This window comes from Marivita lacus, from assembly GCF_014637725.1.
Classification (GTDB): Bacteria; Pseudomonadota; Alphaproteobacteria; order Rhodobacterales; family Rhodobacteraceae; genus Marivita; species Marivita lacus.
The window spans coordinates 128,989-148,997 of the sequence record NZ_BMFC01000006.1; the positions used below are offsets into that span (position 1 = coordinate 128,989).

A 20,009-nucleotide genomic window follows, 5' to 3' on the forward strand; every position below is an offset into this window, starting at 1 on the left:
GGAAAAGCCCGCCCCGATCGACCCTCTCCAACACCCAGCCGCACCCAGTGCACACCGGGGTGCACGGTATGTCCGATTGACAATTCCCGCTTGCACCCCACCTGTGACGCCGCCATATGCGATACACCCAAGATGGTCTTGGAACGGTCAGAAAGGTCTTTTTTACATGCCAGTTGTCGTTGTCGAATCCCCGGCAAAAGCCAAAACGATCAACAAGTACCTGGGATCCAACTACACCGTTCTGGCATCTTACGGCCACGTGCGCGACCTGCCGCCGAAAGACGGATCGGTCGACACGGACAATGATTTTGACATGAAATGGGAGATTGCGGCCGACTCGCGCAAACATGTCGCGGCCATTGCCGAGGCGCTCAAAACCGACGATGCGCTGATCCTCGCAACCGACCCTGACCGCGAAGGCGAAGCGATCTCGTGGCACCTGAAAGAGGCGCTGACCAAGCGCCGGTCGATCAAGGCCAGCACCGATGTCAAGCGCGTGACCTTCAACGCCATCACCAAGGCCGCCGTGACCGAAGCGATGGCCAATCCGCGTGACATCGACGCGCCGCTGGTCGAAGCCTACCTGGCGCGTCGCGCGCTGGATTACCTCGTGGGGTTCAACCTGTCTCCGGTGCTCTGGCGCAAGCTGCCGGGCGCGCGGTCGGCGGGACGGGTGCAGTCGGTCTGCCTGCGGCTGATCGTCGAGCGCGAGATGGAGATCGAGGCATTCCGGGCCCGCGAATACTGGTCGGTCAAGGCGCTGCTCTCGACGCCGCGCGGGCAGGAATACGAGGCGCGCCTGACGGTTCTGGCGGGCAAGAAGCTTGATCGCTACGATCTCGAGAACGGAACGCAGGCCGAACTGGCGGTGCAGGCGATCACCAGCCGCGACCTGACCGTGCAATCGGTCGAGGCGAAACCGGCATCTCGCAACCCGTCCGCACCTTTCATGACCTCGACGCTCCAGCAGGAAGCCAGCCGCAAGTTCGGCATGGGTGCGCGCCAGACGATGAACGCGGCGCAGCGGCTCTACGAGGCGGGGCACATCACCTACATGCGGACCGACGGCATCGACATGGCCCCCGAAGCCGTGCAGGAGGCCCGCGCCGCGATCAAGGACCGGTTCGGCGACGATTACGTCCCGAACAGCCCGCGCATCTACAAGAACAAGGCCAAGAACGCGCAGGAAGCTCACGAATGTATCCGCCCGACCGACATGGCCAAGGATGCCCAAAGCCTCAAGATCAGCGATGCGGACCAGCGCAAGCTTTACGATCTGATCTGGAAGCGCACGCTTGCCTGCCAGATGGAATCGGCGCGGCTTGAACGCACCACCGTCGATGTGGGCAGCGCAGATGGTCAGGTCGTGCTGCGCGCCAACGGTCAGGTTGTGCTGTTCGACGGCTTCCTGCGGGTCTACGAAGAAGGCCGCGACGATGCCGGTGGCGATGACGATGATGCCCGCCTGCCGCAGATCATGCAGGGCGAAAAGGCCCAGAAGCGCAGCATCACGCCCGATCAGCATTTCACCCAACCGCCGCCGCGCTACACCGAGGCGACGCTGGTCAAGAAGATGGAAGAACTGGGCATCGGCCGCCCGTCGACCTATGCCAGCATCATCACCACGATCCAGGATCGCGAATATGTCCGCAAGGAACAGAACCGTCTGATTCCAGAGGATAAAGGCCGGATCGTCACGATCTTCCTGCTCAATTTCTTCAAGCGCTACGTCGAATATGATTTCACCGCAGCACTCGAGGACGAGCTTGACCATGTCAGCGCGGGTGAGGGCGATTACAAGGAATTGCTGGCCCGGTTCTGGCGCGATTTCTCTGTCGCGATCGCCGAAACGTCTGATCTGCGCATCACCGAAGTGCTCGACGTGCTGGACGAGGCGCTGGCCCCGCAGCTTTATCCGCCGCGCGAGGATGGCAGCGATCCGCGCGTCTGTCCGAAATGCGGGCTGGGCAAGCTGCACCTCAAGACCTCGCGCACCGGCGGCTTTGTCGGCTGCGGCAATTACCCCGAATGCACCTACACCCGCCCCATTGCAGGTGAGGGTGCGGAAGGTGACGAACGTTTGTTGGGCGAGGATGCAGGCGAGGAGATATGGCTGAAATCCGGCCGCTTCGGCCCCTATGTTCAGCGCGGTGAACCGACGCCCGAGAACAAGAAGCCGCCGCGCGCCAGCCTGCCCAAGGCCAAGGGCGATTTCCTGCCCGGCTGGTCACCCGATGACGTGACGCTGGAAAAGGCGATCACGCTGCTGACCCTGCCGCGCGTTGTCGGCATGCACCCCGAGGGCGGCGACGTGAAGTCGAACCTCGGTCGGTTCGGGCCGTTCATCATGCACCAGCTCCCCGACGAGGCCAAACCGGTCTACGTCAACCTCAAGGACTTCACCGACGTTTTCGAGATCGGCATGAACCGCGCGGTGGAATTGCTGGCCGAGAAGCGCGCCAATCCCGGCCGGGGACGTGGCACGGCGGCCAAGGCGCTCAAGGAATTGGGCGATCATCCGCAGGACGGTGGCGCGATTTCTGTCATGGAAGGGCGCTACGGGCCTTACGTGAAGTGGGAAAAGGTCAATGCGACCCTGCCCAAGGATGTCGAGCCCGACGCCGTCACGATGGACATGGCGCTGGCCCTGATCGCCGAGAAATCGACCAAGACGGGTGCCAAGAAAAAGGCTCCGGCCAAGAAACCGGCGGCCAAGAAACCGGCGGCCAAGAAACCTGCCGCGAAGAAAAAAACCGCAGCCAAGAAATCCTGACGCCGGGACGTCCCGACATTGGTCTGCGGGTCGGACGGAAAAGGCCGCCTCAGCCCAGGAGCGGTACCCCACGATGCGCGCAGGTGACACAGGCCGTGAGGCGATTGCGTGGCGTTGACTCGGGGGCTGGGACGGGCCAAAACAGCGAAGCGTTGAACACGGGGGAATATCGCGATGCAGAAGGTCTATGGTTCGGCAACCGAAGCGCTTGAGGGCGTGATCAAGGACGGCATGCTGATCGCGGCTGGCGGCTTTGGACTAAGCGGCATTCCCGAACTTCTTCTGGCCGCGATCCGCGACAGCGGTGTGAAAGACCTGACCTTTGCCTCCAACAACGCGGGCGTTGACGATTTCGGTATCGGCATCCTGCTCCAGACCCGGCAGGTCAAGAAGATGATCAGCTCCTATGTGGGTGAAAATGCCGAATTCATGCGGCAGTATCTGTCGGGCGAACTCGAGCTGGAATTCAACCCGCAGGGCACGCTGGCCGAGCGGATGCGCGCTGGTGGCGCGGGCATTCCGGGTTTTTACACCAAGACCGGTGTGGGCACCGTGATCGCCGAGGGCAAGGACCACAAGGATTTCAACGGCCAGACCTATATCATGGAAGAGGGCATCTTTGCCGATCTCTCCATCGTGAAGGCATGGAAGGCCGACACCACCGGGAACGCGATCTTCCGCAAGACGGCGCGCAACTTCAACCCGCCCGCCGCGATGTGCGGCAAGGTCTGCATCATGGAGGTCGAGGAAATCGTCCAGCCGGGCGAGCTTGATCCCGACCATATCCACCTGCCCGGCATCTACGTGCACAGGATCATTCAGGGCGCACATGAAAAGCGCATCGAACAGCGGACCACACGCCCAAGGTCCGCAGCCTGAGACGGGACCTGGGACAGGGAACGAGCCAAAAGCCGTGGAACGCACGATCGAGAAACCGAAACTGACCTCCATTCTGGACGATAGCCAGGCCTTTGCCGGGTTTTCCCGGCTGAGCGTCGCCATGGTGATCACCAACCCGAATTCGGATGACAACCCGATTGTCTACATCAACGACGCGTTCGAACGCATCACCGGCTATCAGCGGTCCCGTGTGATCGGTCGCAACTGCCGTTTCCTGCAAGGGGCCGACACCGACCCGAGCGCGCTCCAGATGATCCGCAGCGCGATCGAGGCGGGCGAAAACGTCAGTGTCGACATTCTGAACTACCGCGCCACGGGCGAGGCGTTCATGAATCGGCTTCTGATCTCACCGATCATCGACGACACGGGCAAGCCGATCTATTTCCTGGGCATCCAAAAGGAATTGCGCGACGACGAAAAGGATCGGTCCTCGGACACGACGCGCCGGCATCTGGATTTGGTCTGTTCGCGGGTCGGTCAGGATCTTGGGTTGATCGTCGCGTCGCTGGTGGGCGAAACCGATGGCACGGCACCGGTTTCGGACGACGCGTTGAAGCGCCGTCTGCGCATGCTCGACGTGCTGCCCGGACGGCTGGAATGCCTGCAATTCGTCTATGAAGAGATGAAGCTGGCTGATGCACAATGGAACCGCGACGGCATCGACCTCGGATCGCTGCTGTCGCGCATTTCCCACACGATCGCGCATAACGAAGGCCGCCCCGGCGTACGCTTCGTGTCGCTGGTCGAACCGCTCGAGGTCAATCTCGACACTGCCATCCGGGTGGCGCTGATCACGTTCGAATTGGTGTCGAACGCGTTTCAGCATGCCTTTGACGGACTGGATCAGGGCTATCTCGAATTGCGGGTCAACCGGCTGGCTGCGGGCGGCTTGCGCATGACGATTTCGGATGATGGTGTGGGCATTCCGCGCAAACTCAATTTTCCGTCCGGCGAGTCGGTCGGGGGCCGTCTTGTGGAAACCCTGCTCGACGGTCTGGATGCCACGCTCAACGTGGTGCGCGGCGCAGCCGGAACGGTGATCATGATCGACGTGCCGGTCGGTTTTACGGATTTCAAGAGATAGCGCCGCAGCACGCGGCCTGTACGACAAACGAGGGGAAGACGATTATGGCATGGGACCGCAACCAGATGGCCGCACGCGCGGGACAGGAACTCAAGGACGGCATGTATGTCAACCTGGGCATCGGCATCCCGACACTGGTGTCGAACTACATCCCCGAAGGTGTGTCGGTGACCCTCCAGTCGGAAAACGGCATGCTGGGCATGGGCCCTTTCCCCTATGAGGGCGAGGAAGATCCCGACCTGATCAACGCGGGCAAGCAGACCATCACCGAACTGGCCCATACCAGCTACTTCGACAGCGCCACCTCCTTTGGCATGATCCGCGGCGGCAAGATCGCCATGGCCATTCTCGGTGCGATGGAAGTGGACGAAAAGGGCGATCTGGCGAACTGGATGATTCCGGGCAAGCTGATCAAGGGCATGGGCGGCGCGATGGACCTTGTCGCGGGCGTGGGCCGCGTGATCGTGGTGATGGACCACACCAACAAGCACGGTGAGAGCAAGCTGCTCAAGGAATGCACCCTGCCGTTGACCGGTGCGGGTGTTGTGGACCGGATCATCACCAATCTGGGTGTTCTGGACGTGGTCGAGGGTGGTCTGAAGATCGTCGAGACGGCGGATGGTGTCACCGAGGACGAACTGCGCGCCGCAACCGAGGCCACGATCGTCTGAGGCGGGGTCGAATTTTCGAAAATTCGGGTGCATTCCGGTGACGGAATGCGTCCTGTGTCCAAGCCTGTCGCGGCGGGGGTCATGTCTTGGGGGTTTCACCCCCAAACCCCCGGCATATTTGGAAAAAGAAGAAGCAGGGGCGCGGTCAAAGTCCCTCGAACGCGCAGAGCGCATGCACATCCATGCCCATCGCCTCGAGCCGCGTGCGCCCTCCCAGATCGGGCAGGTCGATGATGAAGGCGCAGCCGATCACCTCTCCGCCCAGCCGTTCGATCAGTTTCAGACCGGCCTCTGCGGTGCCGCCCGTGGCCAGCAGATCATCCACCAGCAGAACCTTTTCGCCCGCCTGAATGGCGTCGTCGTGAATTTCCACAACCGCCTCGCCATATTCCAGCGTGTATTCTTCCGAGATCACCGCACCGGGCAGTTTGCCCTTCTTGCGCACCGGCACAAAGCCGACCGAGAGTTGATGCGCGATCGCGCCGCCAAGGATGAAGCCGCGCGCTTCCAGCCCCACAACCTTGTCGAACCGGACTCCGGCATAGGGGTGCAGCAGCTGGTCAATCGCCATGCGAAACCCCCGCGCATCGGCAAAGAGCGTGGTCACATCGCGGAACATGATCCCTTCGTGCGGGAAGTCGACGATGGTGCGGATGTAGTCTTTGACGGTCTTGGTCGGGGTCATGAAAGCCTCGTGGGGGTGGGAGGAGCCAGGGTCGATCACCCCGGATGGGTGTCGGCTGACCCAGAAAGCACGCGCCCGGCGACGGCGTCCAGCTTTTTGACAAGCGCGGCATCGCGGGCCGCAGGTGCGGTGATCACTGCGTGCTCAAGTGCTGTGTCGCAGCCTTGGGGGCAGGGCGCGCGGTCCGGTCCCAGCAGCGCGGGAAGGCCGCGGATCATGCGGCGCGCGGCGTCGGCATTGCCGGTCAGAACCCGCAGGATGTCGGTCACTTCGACCGCATCATGGGCCGGGTGCCAGCAGTCGTAATCGGTGACCATCGCCACGCTGGCATAGCAAAGCTCCGCCTCTCGTGCGAGTTTGGCCTCGGGCATGTTGGTCATCCCGATCACCGAACAGCCCCATTGGTCGCGGTAAAGCGTCGATTCGGCAAAGCTGGAGAATTGCGGCCCTTCCATCGCCAGATAGGTGCCACCCTCATGCACCGTGACACCGGCCGCACGCGCCGCTTCGGCGCAGACTGCACCCAAGCCGCCGCAGACCGGATGGGCCATTGACACATGCGCCACACAGCCCGAACCGAAAAAGCTCTTGGGGCGCGCAGAGGTGCGGTCGATGAACTGGTCCACGATGACGAAATCGCCCGGCGCCATCTCTTGCCGAAACGACCCGCAGGCGCTGACGCTGATCACATCCGTCACGCCCAGCCGCTTCAGCGCGTCGATATTGGCGCGGTAGGGCACATCCGAGGGGCTGTGCACATGTCCGCGCCCGTGGCGGGGCAGGAACACGATCTCGAGCCCGTCCAGCGTTCCGCAAAAGACCTGATCCGACGGCGCGCCCCACGGGGTCTCGACGCTCTGCCATCGGGCGTCCTGCACGCCGTCCACGGCATAAAGCCCCGACCCGCCGATCACGCCCAGTTTCCGGCTTGTCATGATGTCTGCTCCGTCCTTGCCGCCGGGGTCAGTCTGGCAGCAGGGGCGCGCCGCTTCAAGCCATCCCGGATGGAACACCACCTGCGGTATCGCGTTGGTTTTCTGCGTCCAGAGGAGGAGAAAATGCCGAAACATACCCCATCCGCACAAAGCTACAGCCACCCGAATGTGCCCGATATCGACCAGAGTGACCGTCTTGTGCCGATCAACCTGCGCCAGACCGGCCCCACACCCGTCGAGATGCTGATTTCGACGCGAGTGCGCAAATCGCCGTTCTGGCATCTTTCGGTCGAGGCAGGCGCGTGGCGGGCGACGGTCTACAACCGCATGTATCACCCGCGCGGCTACATCAGGGACAAGGATGGCGGCACGATGGCCGAATACCGCAGCCTCGTGCACCGGGTCACGCTCTGGGATGTGGCCGTGGAGCGTCAGATCCGGGTGCGCGGTCCGGATGCCGAGGATTTCGTGAATTTCGTCATCACCCGCGATGCCACGCGGATCGAACCGATGCATGGAAAATACTGCATCCTGTGTGACCAGAAGGGCCGGATCCTGAACGATCCGGTCCTGTTGCGTCTGGACGAGGACGAATTCTGGTTCTCGATTTCGGATTCCGACATGCTGCTCTGGCTCAACGGGGTCAACATCCGGGGCGATTGGCAGGTCGAGATCGACGAGATCGATGTTGCCCCGTTGCAGGTGCAGGGGCCGTTGTCGGAAGACCTCATGGTCGACATCGTCGGGCCCGAACTGCGCGATCTGCCCTATTACGGCATGATGCAGGCCACCATCGGCGGCGCGCCGGTGGTCATCAGCCAGACCGGGTTTTCCGGTGAAAAGGGCTACGAGGTCTATGTTCGGGACGCGTCGAAAAACGCCGAGGCGGTCTGGTACGCGATCCGTGGCAAGGGCGCACCTTACGGGCTGCGCATCATCGCGCCGGGGCACCACCGCAGGATCGCGGCGGGCATCCTGTCCTGGGGGCAGGACATGGACAACGAAACCTCACCGTTTCAGGTCAACCTGGCCTACCAGGTGCCAAAGAAGAAGCCGGCGGATTACATCGGCAAGACCGAGCTCGAGCGCCAACGCGCGGTGATCGAGGAGGGCGAGTTTCCGTTCAAGCTGAAATTGGCAGGGATCAAGCTGGGCGGGCTGCCGATCATCGATTATGCGCCGGATTTCTGGCTGGTGCAGGACAAGGACGGCAAGCGGGTGGGCTACGTGACCTCGGCCTGGTGGTCCCCGGAACTGGGCGTCAACATCGCCTTGGTGCAGGTGCCGCCCGCGTTGTCGGACATCGGCACGCCGTTGAAGGTGGAATTGCCGGAATCCTACAGCGAAGATTCGGGCCATGCCGTGGTGGCAGAGGTCTGCGATGTGCCGTTCCGCCCGTCAGAGCACCCCAGTGCCCGCGAATTGGCCTTTGCCGCAGAACAAAGCAGCGCCGAGTGACGGGTGATCTGCCTAGCCGACCTGTCGTGGCAAGAATGCCTCGACCGCGGCGGTCGCAATAACCAGTGTCGCACCGCTGTCGGGGTTGGTGACGTTCAGGCCACCTTCTACCGCCGTGACCGTGGCCCGGCCGCGCGGCAGTCCCTTGGCGAGTTCGGCGCAATCCACCTTGTCGGGCTCGGCCACACCGACGGTCACCTGAACCCGCATCTGGTCATGCGGCAGGCCTGTGGCCTCGAACAGCGGGATCGAGGAATGGCGGATCGCGTCCTCGATCGCACGGGCGGCGGCCTTGGTGTAATCCATGCCGTATTGGTCGTTGCCCATGCCCATTTCGATGATGAAACGCTGGTCATTCATGCCGCACCCTCCAGATCGAGCGCTACCGAGATCGCGACATTGGCGATCACCGTCGGCTTGCCACCGTCGGCGCGCGGCACGTCGAGGCCACCTTTGCGGGCGCTAACGGTGACCTGGCCGTAAGGGAAGATCGCCGCGATGGCGTCGGTGTCCACCGCGTCGGGGTTCTGAACGCCCACTTCGACCGTGATCTGCATGTCGGATTTGTCCTTGCCGTAAAGCTCGGCGAGGTTGATCGAATTGTGCCACAGCGCGTCCTTGACCGCGCGCGACGCCGTTTCGGTGTAATCCTGACGGCGCAGGGAGGATCCCATGCCGAATTCGGTGAGCAGACGTTTGACGGGCATGGCGCGTTAACCTTTTGTTAAAGGACCGGAACGGCCCCAATGTTTCGCGCGCGAAACAACAGGGCGCAAGGGGTGACCTATTCGCCGGGACGGCTGAGGCTGAACTTGTCGCGGATCACCGAATAGTCGCGATACCCCATGCGGGTGAGCGGGTTGAAGCTGAGCACGTCGAACTCGCCGTCCTTGATGCAATCGTCGCGCATGTGGATGCCGGTGACTTCGCCGAAGACTGCGAAATTCGCCTCTCCGGGCAGTTGCACGATCTGCGTCACCTTGCACTCCAGCGTGGCCGGGGCGGCTGCCACGCGGGGGCAGTTGATGGTGTCGCACTCTGCCTTGTCGATGCCGGCATGGGCAAACTCGTCCACGTCGCGGTCCCATGCGCCCGAGGTCAGGTTCATCGCATCGCGCATCGCGTATTCGACGATGTTGACGGCAAACACGCCGCTGTCGCGGATTTGTGCCACAGAATCCTTGGTGTCGCCGCGATCTGGCTTGGCCGAGGTGGAGGCGAACATCACCTGCGGCGGCACATAGGCCACGGCGTTGAAGAACGAGTAGGGGGCAAGATTGTCCTGCCCGTCGCTTCCGCGCGTCGAGATCCAGCCGATGGGGCGGGGAGTCACGATGGCGTTGAACGGGTTGTGGGGCAGGCCGTGGCCGTCTTCGGGGCGGTAGAACATCTGGGGCGGGCTCCGTGTTTGCCGAATGTTTTCATGCGTGATAGGCGGTTTCTCAGCGAAATGCACGGGGGTGTGCACGCGTCAACGAAGAGCGGTGTCATGTTCACCCTGAGCCCGGAATCCAAAGACGATTGGTGGGAGGTCGAAGCCCTCTATGACCTGTGTTTCGCGCCGGGTCGCGAGGCGCTGTCGTCCTACCGCCTGCGGGACGGGGTGCCACCTGTGGCAAGCCTGTCGCGGGTGGCGCGGGACGATCAGGGCATGCTTGGCGGTGCGATTCGCTATTGGCCGGTAAGGGTCTGCGATCAAAGGGTTTTGCTGCTTGGCCCGGTTGCGGTTCACCCGACGGCGCAGGGCGAGGGTCTGGGCGGTGCGCTCATCCGCGACAGTCTGGATCAGGCAACGGCCGAAGGCTGGGCACGGGTGCTGCTGGTGGGCGATGCGCCTTATTACAAGCGGTTCGGATTTGCCCGGCTCGACGGGGTCGAGATGCCGCCGCCGACCAACCCGGATCGCGTTTTGGGGCTGGAGCTTGCGCCGGGTGCGTGGGACGGTGTGACGGGGCGTGTGGAGCGGGACGCTTGAACCGTACGGTAAACATCCCCAATTGTACGTCATGACCGGAACATACCTTGTGACCCTCGACACCCAAACCGCCATCGCCACTCTTGCCCGTCGCCACAAGGCTGCCGGAGGCGTGGGCTTGCAGGTGCTGAACATGATCGGGGGCCGCGCGGAGAACCTTCTGGAGCGGCTGCCCGACAGCGTGAAGCAGGCGCTCGAAGGCGCGACCGAGCGCGCGTTGCGGGTGGCCTTGCAGGCTGCCCGCCAATCGCGCAGCGTGGTGCCGGACCAGAAGGGCTGGCTCAACACCGCGATGACGACGGCGATGGGTGCGGTTGGCGGGGCAGGCGGGTTGCCGACGGCCCTCGCGGAATTGCCGGTCACGACAACCGTGCTTTTGCGTGCCATTCAGGGCATCGCGGCGGAATACGGCTTTGACCCGAACGACCCTGATGTGCTGTCCGATTGCCTGACCGTCTTTGCCAGCGCGGGGCCACTGGCGGATGATGACGGGGCCAACATGGCTTTCCTGACGACACGGGTGACGCTGAACGGGGCGGCGGTGCATGGCATCCTGAAATCGGTTGCCCCGAAGCTGGCGACCGTGCTGGGCCAGAAACTTGCGGCGCAGACCGTGCCGATTCTGGGGGCCGCAGCGGGGGCGGCGACCAATTACGCCTATACCAGCTACTACCAGGAAATGGCGCATGTGCATTTCGGGCTGCGGCGGCTGGCGATCGACAGCGGCACCTCCGAGACCCTTCTGGTCGAACAATTGCGCCGCGCAGTGAAAACTGTCTGAATTTGGCGTAAATCGCCGGAGCGGTTCACTCTATCTTAACGTTAATGGCGCAATCTGATCTCGTTCCCGGTCAAGCCGGGGGCAAGAGCGGACGGGGCGTCGTGATCCATTCATGATCCGGCACCGGACCATTGCGCACCCGTTCGCCCGCACACATTTCAACAGCACGCGGGTCGGAAAACCCGGCTTGATCAGCCAGAATGGCTGGGGCGTGCTGTTGGGGTGGTGTGGGACATTTCCTTGGCGGGTAATGTCGGCTGCGGGTCCATTTCGTCAGATGCTGCGCAGCAGACGGGTGGCCGTTTCCGGCTAACTTCCCATGAACCGCCGTCTTGCCTCTACGGCTATGTTGTAGCGTTGCTGAAGGTCGGCGATCAGGGCCATTGCAACGCGTTTGGCGTCATTGCCCTCTGCTTCCTTGTAGCTTTGCTTCGCTGCCTCCAGCAGCTTCTTGATCTTGAATTCCTCGGGCAATGTGCCTGCTTCGGCCATTATGCGGACCGCCACTGCTGTCGCCATGTCGGTAAACGCCTCGCCCGAGCGGTCGGGTAGCGGTTTCCCCTCGCCTTCAAGGCCGCGTAACTTGCCCTCTGCGAGGGCTTTCTGGATTTGTCTCTCCACGAGCCGATCAAGAGACTGGGTCATGCTGCATTCCTGCCTTCTCACTGGTGCCGCCGACGCAACTATAGCGCAGAAACAAAGCCGACTTTGGAAGTTCTGCGCCGAACGGCCGTAAAGACCGCATCACCCCCATTCTCCACAACCGCGTTCAAATCTCAACTCAACCCGCGCAGGTACTCCATCACCGCAGGGCGGACGCTTTGCTCTCCGGCATCTCGGGCGTCGTGGATCACCTTGCGCACATCGTCGAGGTTGCAGCGCAGCAGCAGGTGCTTGACCGGGCCGACCGAGGCGGGGCGCATGGAGAGCGAGGTCAGGCCGATGGCGGCAAGGCACAGCGCCTCGACCGGGCGGCCGGCGTCTTCGCCGCAGAAGGACAGGGGCGTGCCCGTGGCTTTGCAGCGGTTCACGATGTCTTCGAGGAAGGTCAGGAAGCTGACGTTCAGCGTGTCATAGCGCCGGCGGACCAGCTCGTTTTCGCGGTCGGCGGCAAAGAAGAACTGCTTGAGGTCATTGCCGCCGATCGACAGGAATTCGACCTCTTCGTAAAATTTCTTGCAGGCAAAGGCGAGCGACGGGGTTTCCAGCATCGCGCCGATTTCGAGTTTCTCGGGCAGAATGTGCCCCAGCTTTTTCTCGCGGGCGATGGCCTTGTCCACCTCGGCGCGGGCGGCGCTGTATTCCTCGTACTGTGCGACGAAGGGAAACATGATCGACAGGGGGCGGCCATTCGCGGCGCGCAGGAGCGCCTGCAACTGCATCCGCATCACACCAGGTTTGTCCAGTCCGACGCGGATCGCGCGCCAGCCCAAGGCGGGGTTCGGTTCGTCCTGCGCCTTCATGTAGGGCAGCACCTTGTCCGATCCGATGTCGAGCGTGCGAAAGACCACGCGCTTGCCCTTTGCGGCATCCAGCACGCGGGCATAGAGCGCGGCAAGCTCGGTGCGCTTGGGCATCTGGCTGCGCACGAGGAATTGCAACTCGGTGCGGAAGAGGCCCACGCCTTCGGCGCCCGAGTTTTCGAGCGACGGCAGGTCGGCCATCAGGCCCGCGTTCATGTCGAGGCGGATCATCTTGCCGCAGAGCGTGACCGCCTGTTTGTCGCGGATCGAGGCGTAGCGTTCGAGCGCCTTGGCCTGCATCGCCATCTTGTCGCGGAAGGCACCCACCACGGTGTCGTCCGGGCGCAGGTGAACGATGCCCTGATCGCCGTCAACCATGACGTGATCGCCGTTCAGCGCCTCGTTCTGGATGCGTTTGGCGTTGATCACCAGCGGGATGGCCAGCGCGCGCGCGACGATGGCGGCGTGGCTGCCGACGGACCCTTCCTCGAGGATGATGCCACGCAATTGGCGACCATATTCGAGCAGTTCGCCGGGACCGATGTTGCGCGCAACGAGGATCGGGTTCTCGGGCAGCTCCGCGCCGGTCTGGTTGCCTTGCCCGGTGAGGATGCGCAGCAGGCGGTTCGACAGGTCGTCGAGATCCTGCAGCCGTTCGCGCAAGTACGCGTCGGTGGCCTGCAACATGCGGGCGCGCACGTCGGATTGTTCTTTCTCGACAGCGGCTTCGGCGCTCAGCCCGCGGTCGATGTTTTCCTCCATCCGGCGCAGCCAGCCCTTGGAGTTGGCGAACATGCGATAGGCTTCGAGCACCTGCACCTGTTCGGTATCGCCGGATGCGACCGCCATCAGCTGATCGACGCTGACGCGCAGGTTTTCCACTGCCTCGGTGAGACGGGTGTGTTCCTTGGCGGGGTCATCGCCGACAAGGTTCGTGACGACCACACGCGGTTCGTGCAGCCAGATATAGCCTTCGGCAGTGCCTTCCTGCGCGGTCACACCCCGGATCAGCACCGGCTGCGTGTGGCGCGCTTGCAGGGCTGCGCCTTCGCCGACAAAGGCTCCCAGTTCGGCCATTTCGGCCAGAACCATCGCCACAACTTCGAGCGCATAGATTTCATCAGCGCTGAATTCGCGGGCTTCCTTGGATTGTACCACCAGCACGCCCAGCTTTTCGCCCAGCCGCTGGATCGGGACGCCGAGGAAGCTGGAGTAAATCTCCTCGCCGGTTTCCGGCATGTAGCGGAAGCCCTTGGCCGAGGGCGCGTCGGCGGCGTTGATCACCTTGCCGGTGCGGGCGACGCGCCCGACAAGGCCTTCGCCCAGCTTCATCCGCGTTTCGTGCACGGATTCGGGCTTGAGACCCTGGGTCGCGCAAAGCTCGAGCGTTTCGTCGTCGCGGAAGAGGTAGATCGAGCACACTTCGGTGCCCATGGAATCGGCGGTCAGATGGGTGATCTGATCCAGCCGTTCCTGTCCTGCGGCCTGGCTGGCCATCGTGTCGCGCAGCCGTCCAAGCAGCTTGCGGCTTTCGCTTTCCGCGCGCTCAACCATGTTTTGCCCCTCGAATGCCGCCCTGCGTGACAGCGCGAGTCACGTGGTCAGGAGGCCTTTTCCAATTCAAACGCATCATGCAGCGCCTGCACGGCAAGTTCCATGTATTTCCGGTCGATCAGAACGGAAATCTTTATCTCGGAGGTTGTGATGACCCGGATGTTGATCCCCTCTTTGGCGAGCACGCGGAACATCTTGGCAGCAACACCGGTGTGGCTGCGCATGCCGATGCCGACGACGGAAACCTTGGCCACATCCGTATCTGCCACGATGTCGTGGAAGTTGATGTCGCCGCGCGCCTTGGCGTCGACCATGGCCTTTTCGGCGCGCCGCACCTGGTCGGTGGGGCAGGAAAAGGTCATGTCCGTGCGTCCCTCGTCCGAGATGTTCTGCACGATCATGTCGACATTCACGCCCACCTCGGAGAGCGGGGTGAAGATCGCCGCGGCGATGCCGGGACGGTCGGCGACGGAAACGAGGGTCATCTTGGCCTCGTCGCGGGAATAGGCCACGCCTGCTACAACATTGCTTTCCATGATGTCCTCCTCGGCGCAGACCAATGTTCCTGCGTCGTCCGATTGTTCCTCGAAACTGCTGAGCACGCGCAGTTTCACCTTGTAGCGCATCGCAAGTTCGACCGACCGGGTTTGCAGCACTTTTGCGCCCAATGAGGCCAGTTCGAGCATTTCCTCGAACGCGATCCTGTCCAGCTTGCGGGCCTTGTCGCAGATGCGGGGGTCGGTGGTATAGACGCCGTCCACATCGGTGTAGATGTCGCAGCGTTCGGCGGCAAATGCGGCGGCAAAGGCGACGGCGGTGGTGTCCGATCCGCCACGGCCCAGCGTGGTGATGCGGCCCTCTGGGCTGACGCCCTGGAACCCCGCGACCACGGCCACCTTCATGCCTTCGCCGAACTTGCGGTTGATGTTGTCGGTCGGGATGTCTTCGATCCGGGCCGAGGAATGCGCCGATGTGGTCTTGACCGGCACCTGCCAGCCCTGCCAGCTGCGCGCGGGAATATCCATTTCCTGCAGCGTCAGCGCCATCAGCCCGGCGGTGACGTTTTCGCCCGAGGACACGACGGCATCGTATTCGCGCGCATCGAACAGAGGCGAGGTCTCGTTGACATAGCCCACAAGCTTGTTCGTCTCGCCGGACATGGCGGACACGATGACGATCACGTCATAGCCCTTGGCCACTTCCACGCCGACGCGTTTGGCCGCACGACGGATGCGGTCGAGCGTGGCGACGGAGGTTCCGCCGAATTTCATCACGAGAACGGGCATATGTGCCTCCCGGGTCAGACTCAGCGCGTGCTTTACGTTGGGTGGCGATGCCGCGCAAGAGTGCTGCGTGATGCGGTTGGTTTACGTGTCCCGATAGTCAACAGCCGTGAGGGTTCCGTCGTTCAGGTGGGTTTCCTTGCCGGGCACCACATCGGTGTTCTGCGCCGCGACCGCCTGCCAGCCTTCGGAGGTGCGTTGGAGCGTGAAAGACAGGATCGTCTGGCGAGGACCAGCGGTGCTGCCATCGGGGGCTGTCTGGCCGGTCAGGGTGAACCGGCACTGGACGCTGGCATGATCCGGGCCAAGCATGCGCGTGCGGATCACACCGGGTTTGAGCGTGCTGTCGGCAAAGAACGAGTTGAGCGCGTAATCATGTGCCCTGGAGATCGCGTCGCGATCGCGCCACCATAGCCCCGTGACATTCACGAAATCCGCATCTTCGGCAAACAGCACCCCGATGCGATGACCGTCGCGGCTGTGCCATGCCTCGGCAAAGGCCAATGGGAAATCCGCGGGGGCGGCGACCGTCACAACGGCATCGCGTCGCCGTTCCACATCTCGAAACAGCCCGTGGTGTCGAGCGACAGCGCGTCGAACCGCGCGAGCAGGCCGCGCGCGGACTGGTCCGTGCCGAGATCGGCGGCGTCGGTGCCCATGTCGGTGCGGACCCAGCCGGGATGGTAGATGCCCACGGGAATGCCCTGGGGTTTCAGATCGACCGCCATGTTGCGGCCAAGGTTCAGGGCTGCGGATTTCGACGCCCTGTAGATATAGCTTTGCCCCTTGGCGCGGGTGTTCGACCCCATCTGTGACGAAATGATCGCGATTTTCGGTGACTTGGCGCGCTTGAGATGTGGCAGGAATGCCATGACAGTCAGGTAGACCCCGGTGACATTTGTGGCAAAAGTGTCAGCCCAAAGTTGTGGGTCGGTCAGCCGATCCGCCGCCATCCCCCGTTCCAGAAAGACACCGGCATTGCAGACCAGCAGGTCAAGCGATGTATCCCCAAGGCGGTCCGCCAAAGCTGCACAACTTGCAGGATCGCGCACATCCAGCGGCAGGAGCGTGCCGTGATCGGCGCTGCGGCTGGTGCCAAGCGCTGTGTCGCCCCGGTCTTGGGCCGCCGACAGAAGGGCGGCTCCGATGCCGCGATTGGCGCCGGTGATCAGGATGTCCATCAGTTCGACTTTCGCGTGGGAGTAAAGGGCAGGGGTGCGATGGGAACGCCGTCGTCGATCAGCTTTTTCGCCTCGTCCCCGCGCGTCTCGCCCCAGATCGGGCGCTGCGGCGCATCGCCGGAATGGATCGCGCGGGCTTCATCGGCGAAACTGGTGCCGACGTAATCCGAGTGCTTCTCGACATATTTCTTGAACTCGGCCAGCGCCTTTTCTGCCGGATTCGCAGGTTCTGTCAGCTTGGGTCGGGCGGTCGGTGTCTCGGCCTTGTCGGTGGTGCTGACGCGGGGGGCCATCATCGCCTTGGTCACATCCGTGCTGCCACAGACCGAACAGCCGACCATGCCCGCCGCGTGCAGCGTGTCATAGGCGGTTCCGGACTGGAACCAGCTGTCGAACTGGTGGTCATTGGCGCATTTCAGTGTGAAGTGGATCATTGCGATGCCTGCGACGTATGCTGTGCTGTCTGCGTGTTTCAAGTTGTGGAAAGATAAGCGTCTGGCGGGGGACATCAAGCGCCAAGCGCACGGGTGATGTCGCGCATCAGCCCCTTGAGGTCGGTGTCCTGATCCAGCGCGTCCTGCGCCGCCTGTCCCAGCCTCGCCTGTTGTTCCGCCTTGTCGAGCGTGATGAGCGCGTCTGCGATCGCTGCGGCGTCGGGTGTGCAGAGGGCTGCGTCGGCCTCGGCCAGCCGGTCATAGGCGGCGCGGAAATTGCCCGTGTCGGGGCCGTGCAGGATGGCCGACTTGAACGCTGCGGGCTCGTAGGGCGTGTGGCCGCCCCGGTCGGTCAGGGATCCGGCGACAAAGGTGACACCGGCCAGAGCGTACCACAGATGCATCTCGCCCAGCGTGTCGGCCAGGTAGACTTGCGCCGATGCCGGGTCGTCGCCGCTGCTGCGCCGGGCGCCGGTCAGCCCGTGGGCCTCGATCCTCCGCGCCACGTCATCGGCGCGTCTGGGGTGGCGCGGGGCAAGGATCAGTTTCAACGCGGGACGCTGCACCAGTGCCGTCTTGTGCGCGGTCAGCAGGATGTCGTCCTCACCCTCATGGGTCGAGGCGGCGAGCCATGTCTCCGTGCGGTCAAAGGCCTTGGTCAGGGTGGTGTCGGGCTGGTCCGGTGGTGGCGCGTAAAGTGCCTTGAGGTCGAAAACCGGACCCAGCGCCGATTGTGGCAACCCGGCTTCAACAAAGCGTTTGGCCGAGGCGGCATCCTGTGCCGAAAGGTAGGTGATCCGTGCCATCACGCGGCGCACCAGGCTGTCGAACCGCGCCCAGCCCTTTGCCGACCGGGCGGTCAACCGCCCACCCAGCACAAGAACGAGGCCGGGTGTGTCGAGGATGCGCTGCGGCCAGAGATCGGATTCGAGCGTGACATGCGCCGTGATCCGCCAGTTGCGCAGGGTGCGCCGGGTCGGTCCCGGCAGATCGACCGGGGCAAGATGCACGTCGGTCTTCGTCAGACCCCAGCCATTGGCCATCTGCAGCGCGCTGTCGGTGTTGACGGTGATGAGCAGGTGCCGCCCATCGGCCAGAAGCGCGTCGATCACCGGACGCACAGAGGCCAGTTCACCGTTCGAGGCTGCGTGCAGCCAGATGCGACCCGCCGCGTGATCTGGCCTCAGCAGACCAAGCCGCGCGCGCAGCGCCTGACCGTCCCGCGCCCAGAGCCGCTTGGCCAGTTCGGCGCCGGCAAGGAGCGTCACGAGAAGGCGATACGTCAGCACGACAGAATCCGGTGCAGATGCATCACACGTCTAGGCGGGGGCATGGTCGGGCTGGCCACCCGCACCGCGCGACGCGTTCAGCAGCGCCTCCTGGATGTGACGCTCCAGAAGCTTGAGCAGCACATGGTTGTCGAACCGCTGTTCCGCGACCTGCCGCGCGCGGGCCGACATGGCGGGCAGGTCCGGCACATTGATCGCGGCGGCGATGGCCTTGGCGAAACCGTCCGCGTCATGTTCCGCCACCAGAAAGCCGGTTTCGCCCTCGTCGATGGCCTCGGGGATGCCCGCGTGCCGGGTCGAGACCGTGATGCAACCGCAGGCCATCGCCTCCTGGATGGCGGTGGGCAGGCCTTCGGTGTTGCCGTCGCGGGCGGTGACGGAGTGCTGCAGGAAAAACTGCGTGCTCATCAGGCGGTCGCGCACGGTGTGATGCGGTTGCGCGCCGTGAAAGCGCAGCTTGTCCGCGACACCCAGTTCCTGCGCGAGGGCACGGGTCGGCTCGAGCAGCGGGCCGTCGCCTATGAAATCCAGCCGCGCGCCGGGCAGGTCGGCAGTGGCTTCTGCAAAGGCGCGCAGGGTGGTCATGGGGGCCTTTTTCTCGACAAATCGGCCAACAGCAAGGAAGCTGTGCGGCGCCTTTGCTTGCGGTGCGAACCGGCGGATGTCGACCCCCGAGGGGATGACCGTGCTGTTGGGATGCGAGATGCCGTGCTTGGCAAGGTTGTCGAGCAGGAAGCGCGAGACCGAGAACACCCCGGCCAGCCGCGGCATCATCTTGCGATAGGCCGAGCGCATCCGTTCGGTGCGGATCGCCTTTGAGGCGTCGGTGCCGCGGAAATAGGTGAAGATCGGAATGCCCAGCGTGTTCGCCAGTGGAGCAAGCGCCAATGCCTGCGTGCCGAACTCGGCCAGGAACACCTCGACCTGTTCGTCCCGCAGGAAGCGGGTCAGCGCGTCTTTCGCCTCGCCAAAAGGCAGGCGCGAGGTGCCGTGTCGGACGCGATTGCTCAAGAGCCACCACGGGGCCACCATGATGTCGCGGCCAGAAAGCCCGTCGCGGCGGACAAAGTATGGCTTGCCATACGGGTTGTCGCCCCGGAACCGGCCACAGACCACAACCGTATCCCCACCGAACAGATGCTCGATGTGGCGGTTGATGAAGGTCTCACCGCCAAGGTGATATTCGCCAGTTGCGATGGCTGCGCGCATGAAGCGGGGTCCCGTGGAAAACCGTAGTCTTAGGTAACAGCGCATCATGACACCAGCAAGGCTGGACGTGGCGGCGACGGGCTCCAGGCGCGAAGTGGTCGCGCAGATGAAAGACCTGCGGGTCTGAAGGGCACCGTCCAACTGCCAATTGGCAAGTCGTGGATATCAGGGAGGAGGATGGTGCTGTGAGAGAGGATTGAACTCTCGACCTCACCCTTACCAAGGGTGTGCTCTGCCACTGAGCTACCACAGCGCCGGGGTGTCACACGCGACGTGGCGGGTGATTAGACGCAAACGGAAATCGGTGCAAGCGCAATCTGGACCCTTTTTTGCC

The 20,009-nt window shown here is 63.3% G+C and carries 20 protein-coding genes and 1 tRNA gene; 7 read left to right on the top strand and 14 right to left on the bottom strand.

The window, feature by feature from the left end:
* Positions 1-166 precede the first annotated feature (166 nt).
* From topA to IEV82_RS13170, 4 genes are all read left to right on the top strand, one after another.
* Positions 167-2,773, top strand: coding sequence for a type I DNA topoisomerase (topA, locus tag IEV82_RS13155; RefSeq protein ID WP_188482496.1), 2,607 nt, complete (start codon positions 167-169; stop codon positions 2,771-2,773).
* Between the two features lie 174 nt (positions 2,774-2,947).
* Entirely contained in the window at positions 2,948-3,652 is a 705-nt protein-coding gene (locus IEV82_RS13160; protein ID WP_188482497.1) for a CoA transferase subunit A, read from the top strand.
* 34 nt (positions 3,653-3,686) lie between these two features.
* Entirely contained in the window at positions 3,687-4,757 is a 1,071-nt protein-coding gene (locus tag IEV82_RS13165; protein ID WP_229747790.1) for a PAS domain-containing protein, read from the top strand.
* Positions 4,758-4,801: 44 nt separating this feature from the next.
* Positions 4,802-5,428, top strand: coding sequence for a CoA transferase subunit B (locus IEV82_RS13170; RefSeq protein WP_188482499.1), 627 nt, complete (start codon positions 4,802-4,804; stop codon positions 5,426-5,428).
* 145 nt (positions 5,429-5,573) lie between these two features.
* On the opposite strand, the gene IEV82_RS13175 is transcribed toward IEV82_RS13170, so the two are convergent.
* On the bottom strand, positions 5,574-6,113 hold the full coding sequence (locus tag IEV82_RS13175; RefSeq protein ID WP_188482500.1) for an adenine phosphoribosyltransferase: 540 nt from the start codon (positions 6,111-6,113) through the stop codon (positions 5,574-5,576).
* Between the two features lie 35 nt (positions 6,114-6,148).
* Positions 6,149-7,048 carry an S-methyl-5'-thioadenosine phosphorylase gene (locus IEV82_RS13180; protein WP_188482501.1) on the bottom strand — a complete coding sequence of 300 codons (900 nt, stop codon included), beginning with the start codon at positions 7,046-7,048 and terminating at the stop codon, positions 6,149-6,151.
* A 123-nt stretch (positions 7,049-7,171) separates the two neighbouring features.
* Between IEV82_RS13180 and IEV82_RS13185 the strand changes: the two genes are divergently transcribed.
* Positions 7,172-8,506, top strand: a complete 1,335-nt coding sequence (locus IEV82_RS13185) for a glycine cleavage T C-terminal barrel domain-containing protein (protein WP_229747791.1) — start codon at positions 7,172-7,174, stop codon at positions 8,504-8,506.
* Between the two features lie 12 nt (positions 8,507-8,518).
* On the opposite strand, the gene IEV82_RS13190 is transcribed toward IEV82_RS13185, so the two are convergent.
* From IEV82_RS13190 to IEV82_RS13200, 3 genes are all read right to left on the bottom strand, one after another.
* The gene (locus IEV82_RS13190; protein WP_188482502.1) at positions 8,519-8,866 is read right to left on the bottom strand and encodes a Lin0512 family protein; all 348 of its coding nucleotides are present in this window, start codon (positions 8,864-8,866) and stop codon (positions 8,519-8,521) included.
* Entirely contained in the window at positions 8,863-9,213 is a 351-nt protein-coding gene (locus tag IEV82_RS13195) for a Lin0512 family protein (RefSeq protein WP_188482503.1), read from the bottom strand. The genes IEV82_RS13190 and IEV82_RS13195 overlap by 4 nt, the downstream gene beginning before the upstream one ends.
* 77 nt (positions 9,214-9,290) lie before the next feature.
* Positions 9,291-9,896 carry a flavin reductase family protein gene (locus IEV82_RS13200; protein WP_188482504.1) on the bottom strand — a complete coding sequence of 202 codons (606 nt, stop codon included), beginning with the start codon at positions 9,894-9,896 and terminating at the stop codon, positions 9,291-9,293.
* 99 nt (positions 9,897-9,995) lie between these two features.
* On the opposite strand from IEV82_RS13200, the gene IEV82_RS13205 reads away from it, so the two are divergent.
* Both IEV82_RS13205 and IEV82_RS13210 read left to right on the top strand, forming a co-directional pair.
* Positions 9,996-10,481, top strand: coding sequence for a GNAT family N-acetyltransferase (locus IEV82_RS13205; protein ID WP_188482505.1), 486 nt, complete (start codon positions 9,996-9,998; stop codon positions 10,479-10,481).
* Positions 10,482-10,512: 31 nt separating this feature from the next.
* A complete protein-coding gene (locus IEV82_RS13210) occupies positions 10,513-11,262 on the top strand; it encodes an EcsC family protein (RefSeq protein ID WP_188482506.1) in 750 nt (249 codons plus the stop codon).
* Between the two features lie 309 nt (positions 11,263-11,571).
* On the opposite strand, the gene IEV82_RS13215 is transcribed toward IEV82_RS13210, so the two are convergent.
* From IEV82_RS13215 to IEV82_RS13255, 9 genes are all read right to left on the bottom strand, one after another.
* On the bottom strand, positions 11,572-11,907 hold the full coding sequence (locus tag IEV82_RS13215; RefSeq protein ID WP_188482507.1) for a DnaJ family domain-containing protein: 336 nt from the start codon (positions 11,905-11,907) through the stop codon (positions 11,572-11,574).
* Positions 11,908-12,038: 131 nt separating this feature from the next.
* Positions 12,039-14,279: a phosphoenolpyruvate--protein phosphotransferase gene (ptsP, locus tag IEV82_RS13220; RefSeq protein ID WP_188482508.1), complete on the bottom strand. Its 2,241-nt coding sequence runs from the start codon at positions 14,277-14,279 to the stop codon at positions 12,039-12,041.
* A 47-nt stretch (positions 14,280-14,326) separates the two neighbouring features.
* Positions 14,327-15,565, bottom strand: coding sequence for an aspartate kinase (locus tag IEV82_RS13225; protein ID WP_188482509.1), 1,239 nt, complete (start codon positions 15,563-15,565; stop codon positions 14,327-14,329).
* 81 nt (positions 15,566-15,646) lie between these two features.
* Positions 15,647-16,096, bottom strand: coding sequence for an SgcJ/EcaC family oxidoreductase (locus IEV82_RS13230; protein WP_188482510.1), 450 nt, complete (start codon positions 16,094-16,096; stop codon positions 15,647-15,649).
* On the bottom strand, positions 16,093-16,743 hold the full coding sequence (locus tag IEV82_RS13235) for an SDR family oxidoreductase (protein ID WP_188482511.1): 651 nt from the start codon (positions 16,741-16,743) through the stop codon (positions 16,093-16,095). The genes IEV82_RS13230 and IEV82_RS13235 overlap by 4 nt, the downstream gene beginning before the upstream one ends.
* Entirely contained in the window at positions 16,743-17,177 is a 435-nt protein-coding gene (locus tag IEV82_RS13240; RefSeq protein ID WP_188482512.1) for a DUF1178 family protein, read from the bottom strand. Before IEV82_RS13240 ends, IEV82_RS13235 begins: the two co-directional genes overlap by 1 nt.
* A gap of 74 nt (positions 17,178-17,251) precedes the next feature.
* Positions 17,252-18,466: a 3-deoxy-D-manno-octulosonic acid transferase gene (locus tag IEV82_RS13245; RefSeq protein ID WP_188482513.1), complete on the bottom strand. Its 1,215-nt coding sequence runs from the start codon at positions 18,464-18,466 to the stop codon at positions 17,252-17,254.
* 30 nt (positions 18,467-18,496) lie between these two features.
* Entirely contained in the window at positions 18,497-19,675 is a 1,179-nt protein-coding gene (locus tag IEV82_RS13250; RefSeq protein ID WP_188482514.1) for a glycosyltransferase, read from the bottom strand.
* Between the two features lie 178 nt (positions 19,676-19,853).
* Positions 19,854-19,928, bottom strand: a tRNA-Thr gene (locus IEV82_RS13255).
* Positions 19,929-20,009 lie beyond the last annotated feature (81 nt).

Excerpts from the sequence above, each read along its gene's own strand:
- topA (WP_188482496.1), top strand. The coding sequence starts at position 167 with ATGCCAGTTGTCGTTGTCGAATCCCCGGCAAAAGCCAAAACGATCAAC.
- IEV82_RS13160 (WP_188482497.1), top strand. The coding sequence starts at position 2,948 with ATGCAGAAGGTCTATGGTTCGGCAACCGAAGCGCTTGAGGGCGTGATC.
- IEV82_RS13170 (WP_188482499.1), top strand. The coding sequence starts at position 4,802 with ATGGCATGGGACCGCAACCAGATGGCCGCACGCGCGGGACAGGAACTC.
- IEV82_RS13175 (WP_188482500.1), bottom strand. The coding sequence starts at position 6,113 with ATGACCCCGACCAAGACCGTCAAAGACTACATCCGCACCATCGTCGAC.
- IEV82_RS13180 (WP_188482501.1), bottom strand. The coding sequence starts at position 7,048 with ATGACAAGCCGGAAACTGGGCGTGATCGGCGGGTCGGGGCTTTATGCC.
- IEV82_RS13185 (WP_229747791.1), top strand. The coding sequence starts at position 7,172 with ATGCCGAAACATACCCCATCCGCACAAAGCTACAGCCACCCGAATGTG.
- IEV82_RS13190 (WP_188482502.1), bottom strand. The coding sequence starts at position 8,866 with ATGAATGACCAGCGTTTCATCATCGAAATGGGCATGGGCAACGACCAA.
- IEV82_RS13195 (WP_188482503.1), bottom strand. The coding sequence starts at position 9,213 with ATGCCCGTCAAACGTCTGCTCACCGAATTCGGCATGGGATCCTCCCTG.
- IEV82_RS13200 (WP_188482504.1), bottom strand. The coding sequence starts at position 9,896 with ATGTTCTACCGCCCCGAAGACGGCCACGGCCTGCCCCACAACCCGTTC.
- IEV82_RS13205 (WP_188482505.1), top strand. The coding sequence starts at position 9,996 with ATGTTCACCCTGAGCCCGGAATCCAAAGACGATTGGTGGGAGGTCGAA.
- IEV82_RS13210 (WP_188482506.1), top strand. The coding sequence starts at position 10,513 with ATGACCGGAACATACCTTGTGACCCTCGACACCCAAACCGCCATCGCC.
- IEV82_RS13215 (WP_188482507.1), bottom strand. The coding sequence starts at position 11,907 with ATGACCCAGTCTCTTGATCGGCTCGTGGAGAGACAAATCCAGAAAGCC.
- ptsP (WP_188482508.1), bottom strand. The coding sequence starts at position 14,279 with ATGGTTGAGCGCGCGGAAAGCGAAAGCCGCAAGCTGCTTGGACGGCTG.
- IEV82_RS13225 (WP_188482509.1), bottom strand. The coding sequence starts at position 15,565 with ATGCCCGTTCTCGTGATGAAATTCGGCGGAACCTCCGTCGCCACGCTC.
- IEV82_RS13235 (WP_188482511.1), bottom strand. The coding sequence starts at position 16,743 with ATGGACATCCTGATCACCGGCGCCAATCGCGGCATCGGAGCCGCCCTT.
- IEV82_RS13240 (WP_188482512.1), bottom strand. The coding sequence starts at position 17,177 with ATGATCCACTTCACACTGAAATGCGCCAATGACCACCAGTTCGACAGC.
- IEV82_RS13250 (WP_188482514.1), bottom strand. The coding sequence starts at position 19,675 with ATGCGCGCAGCCATCGCAACTGGCGAATATCACCTTGGCGGTGAGACC.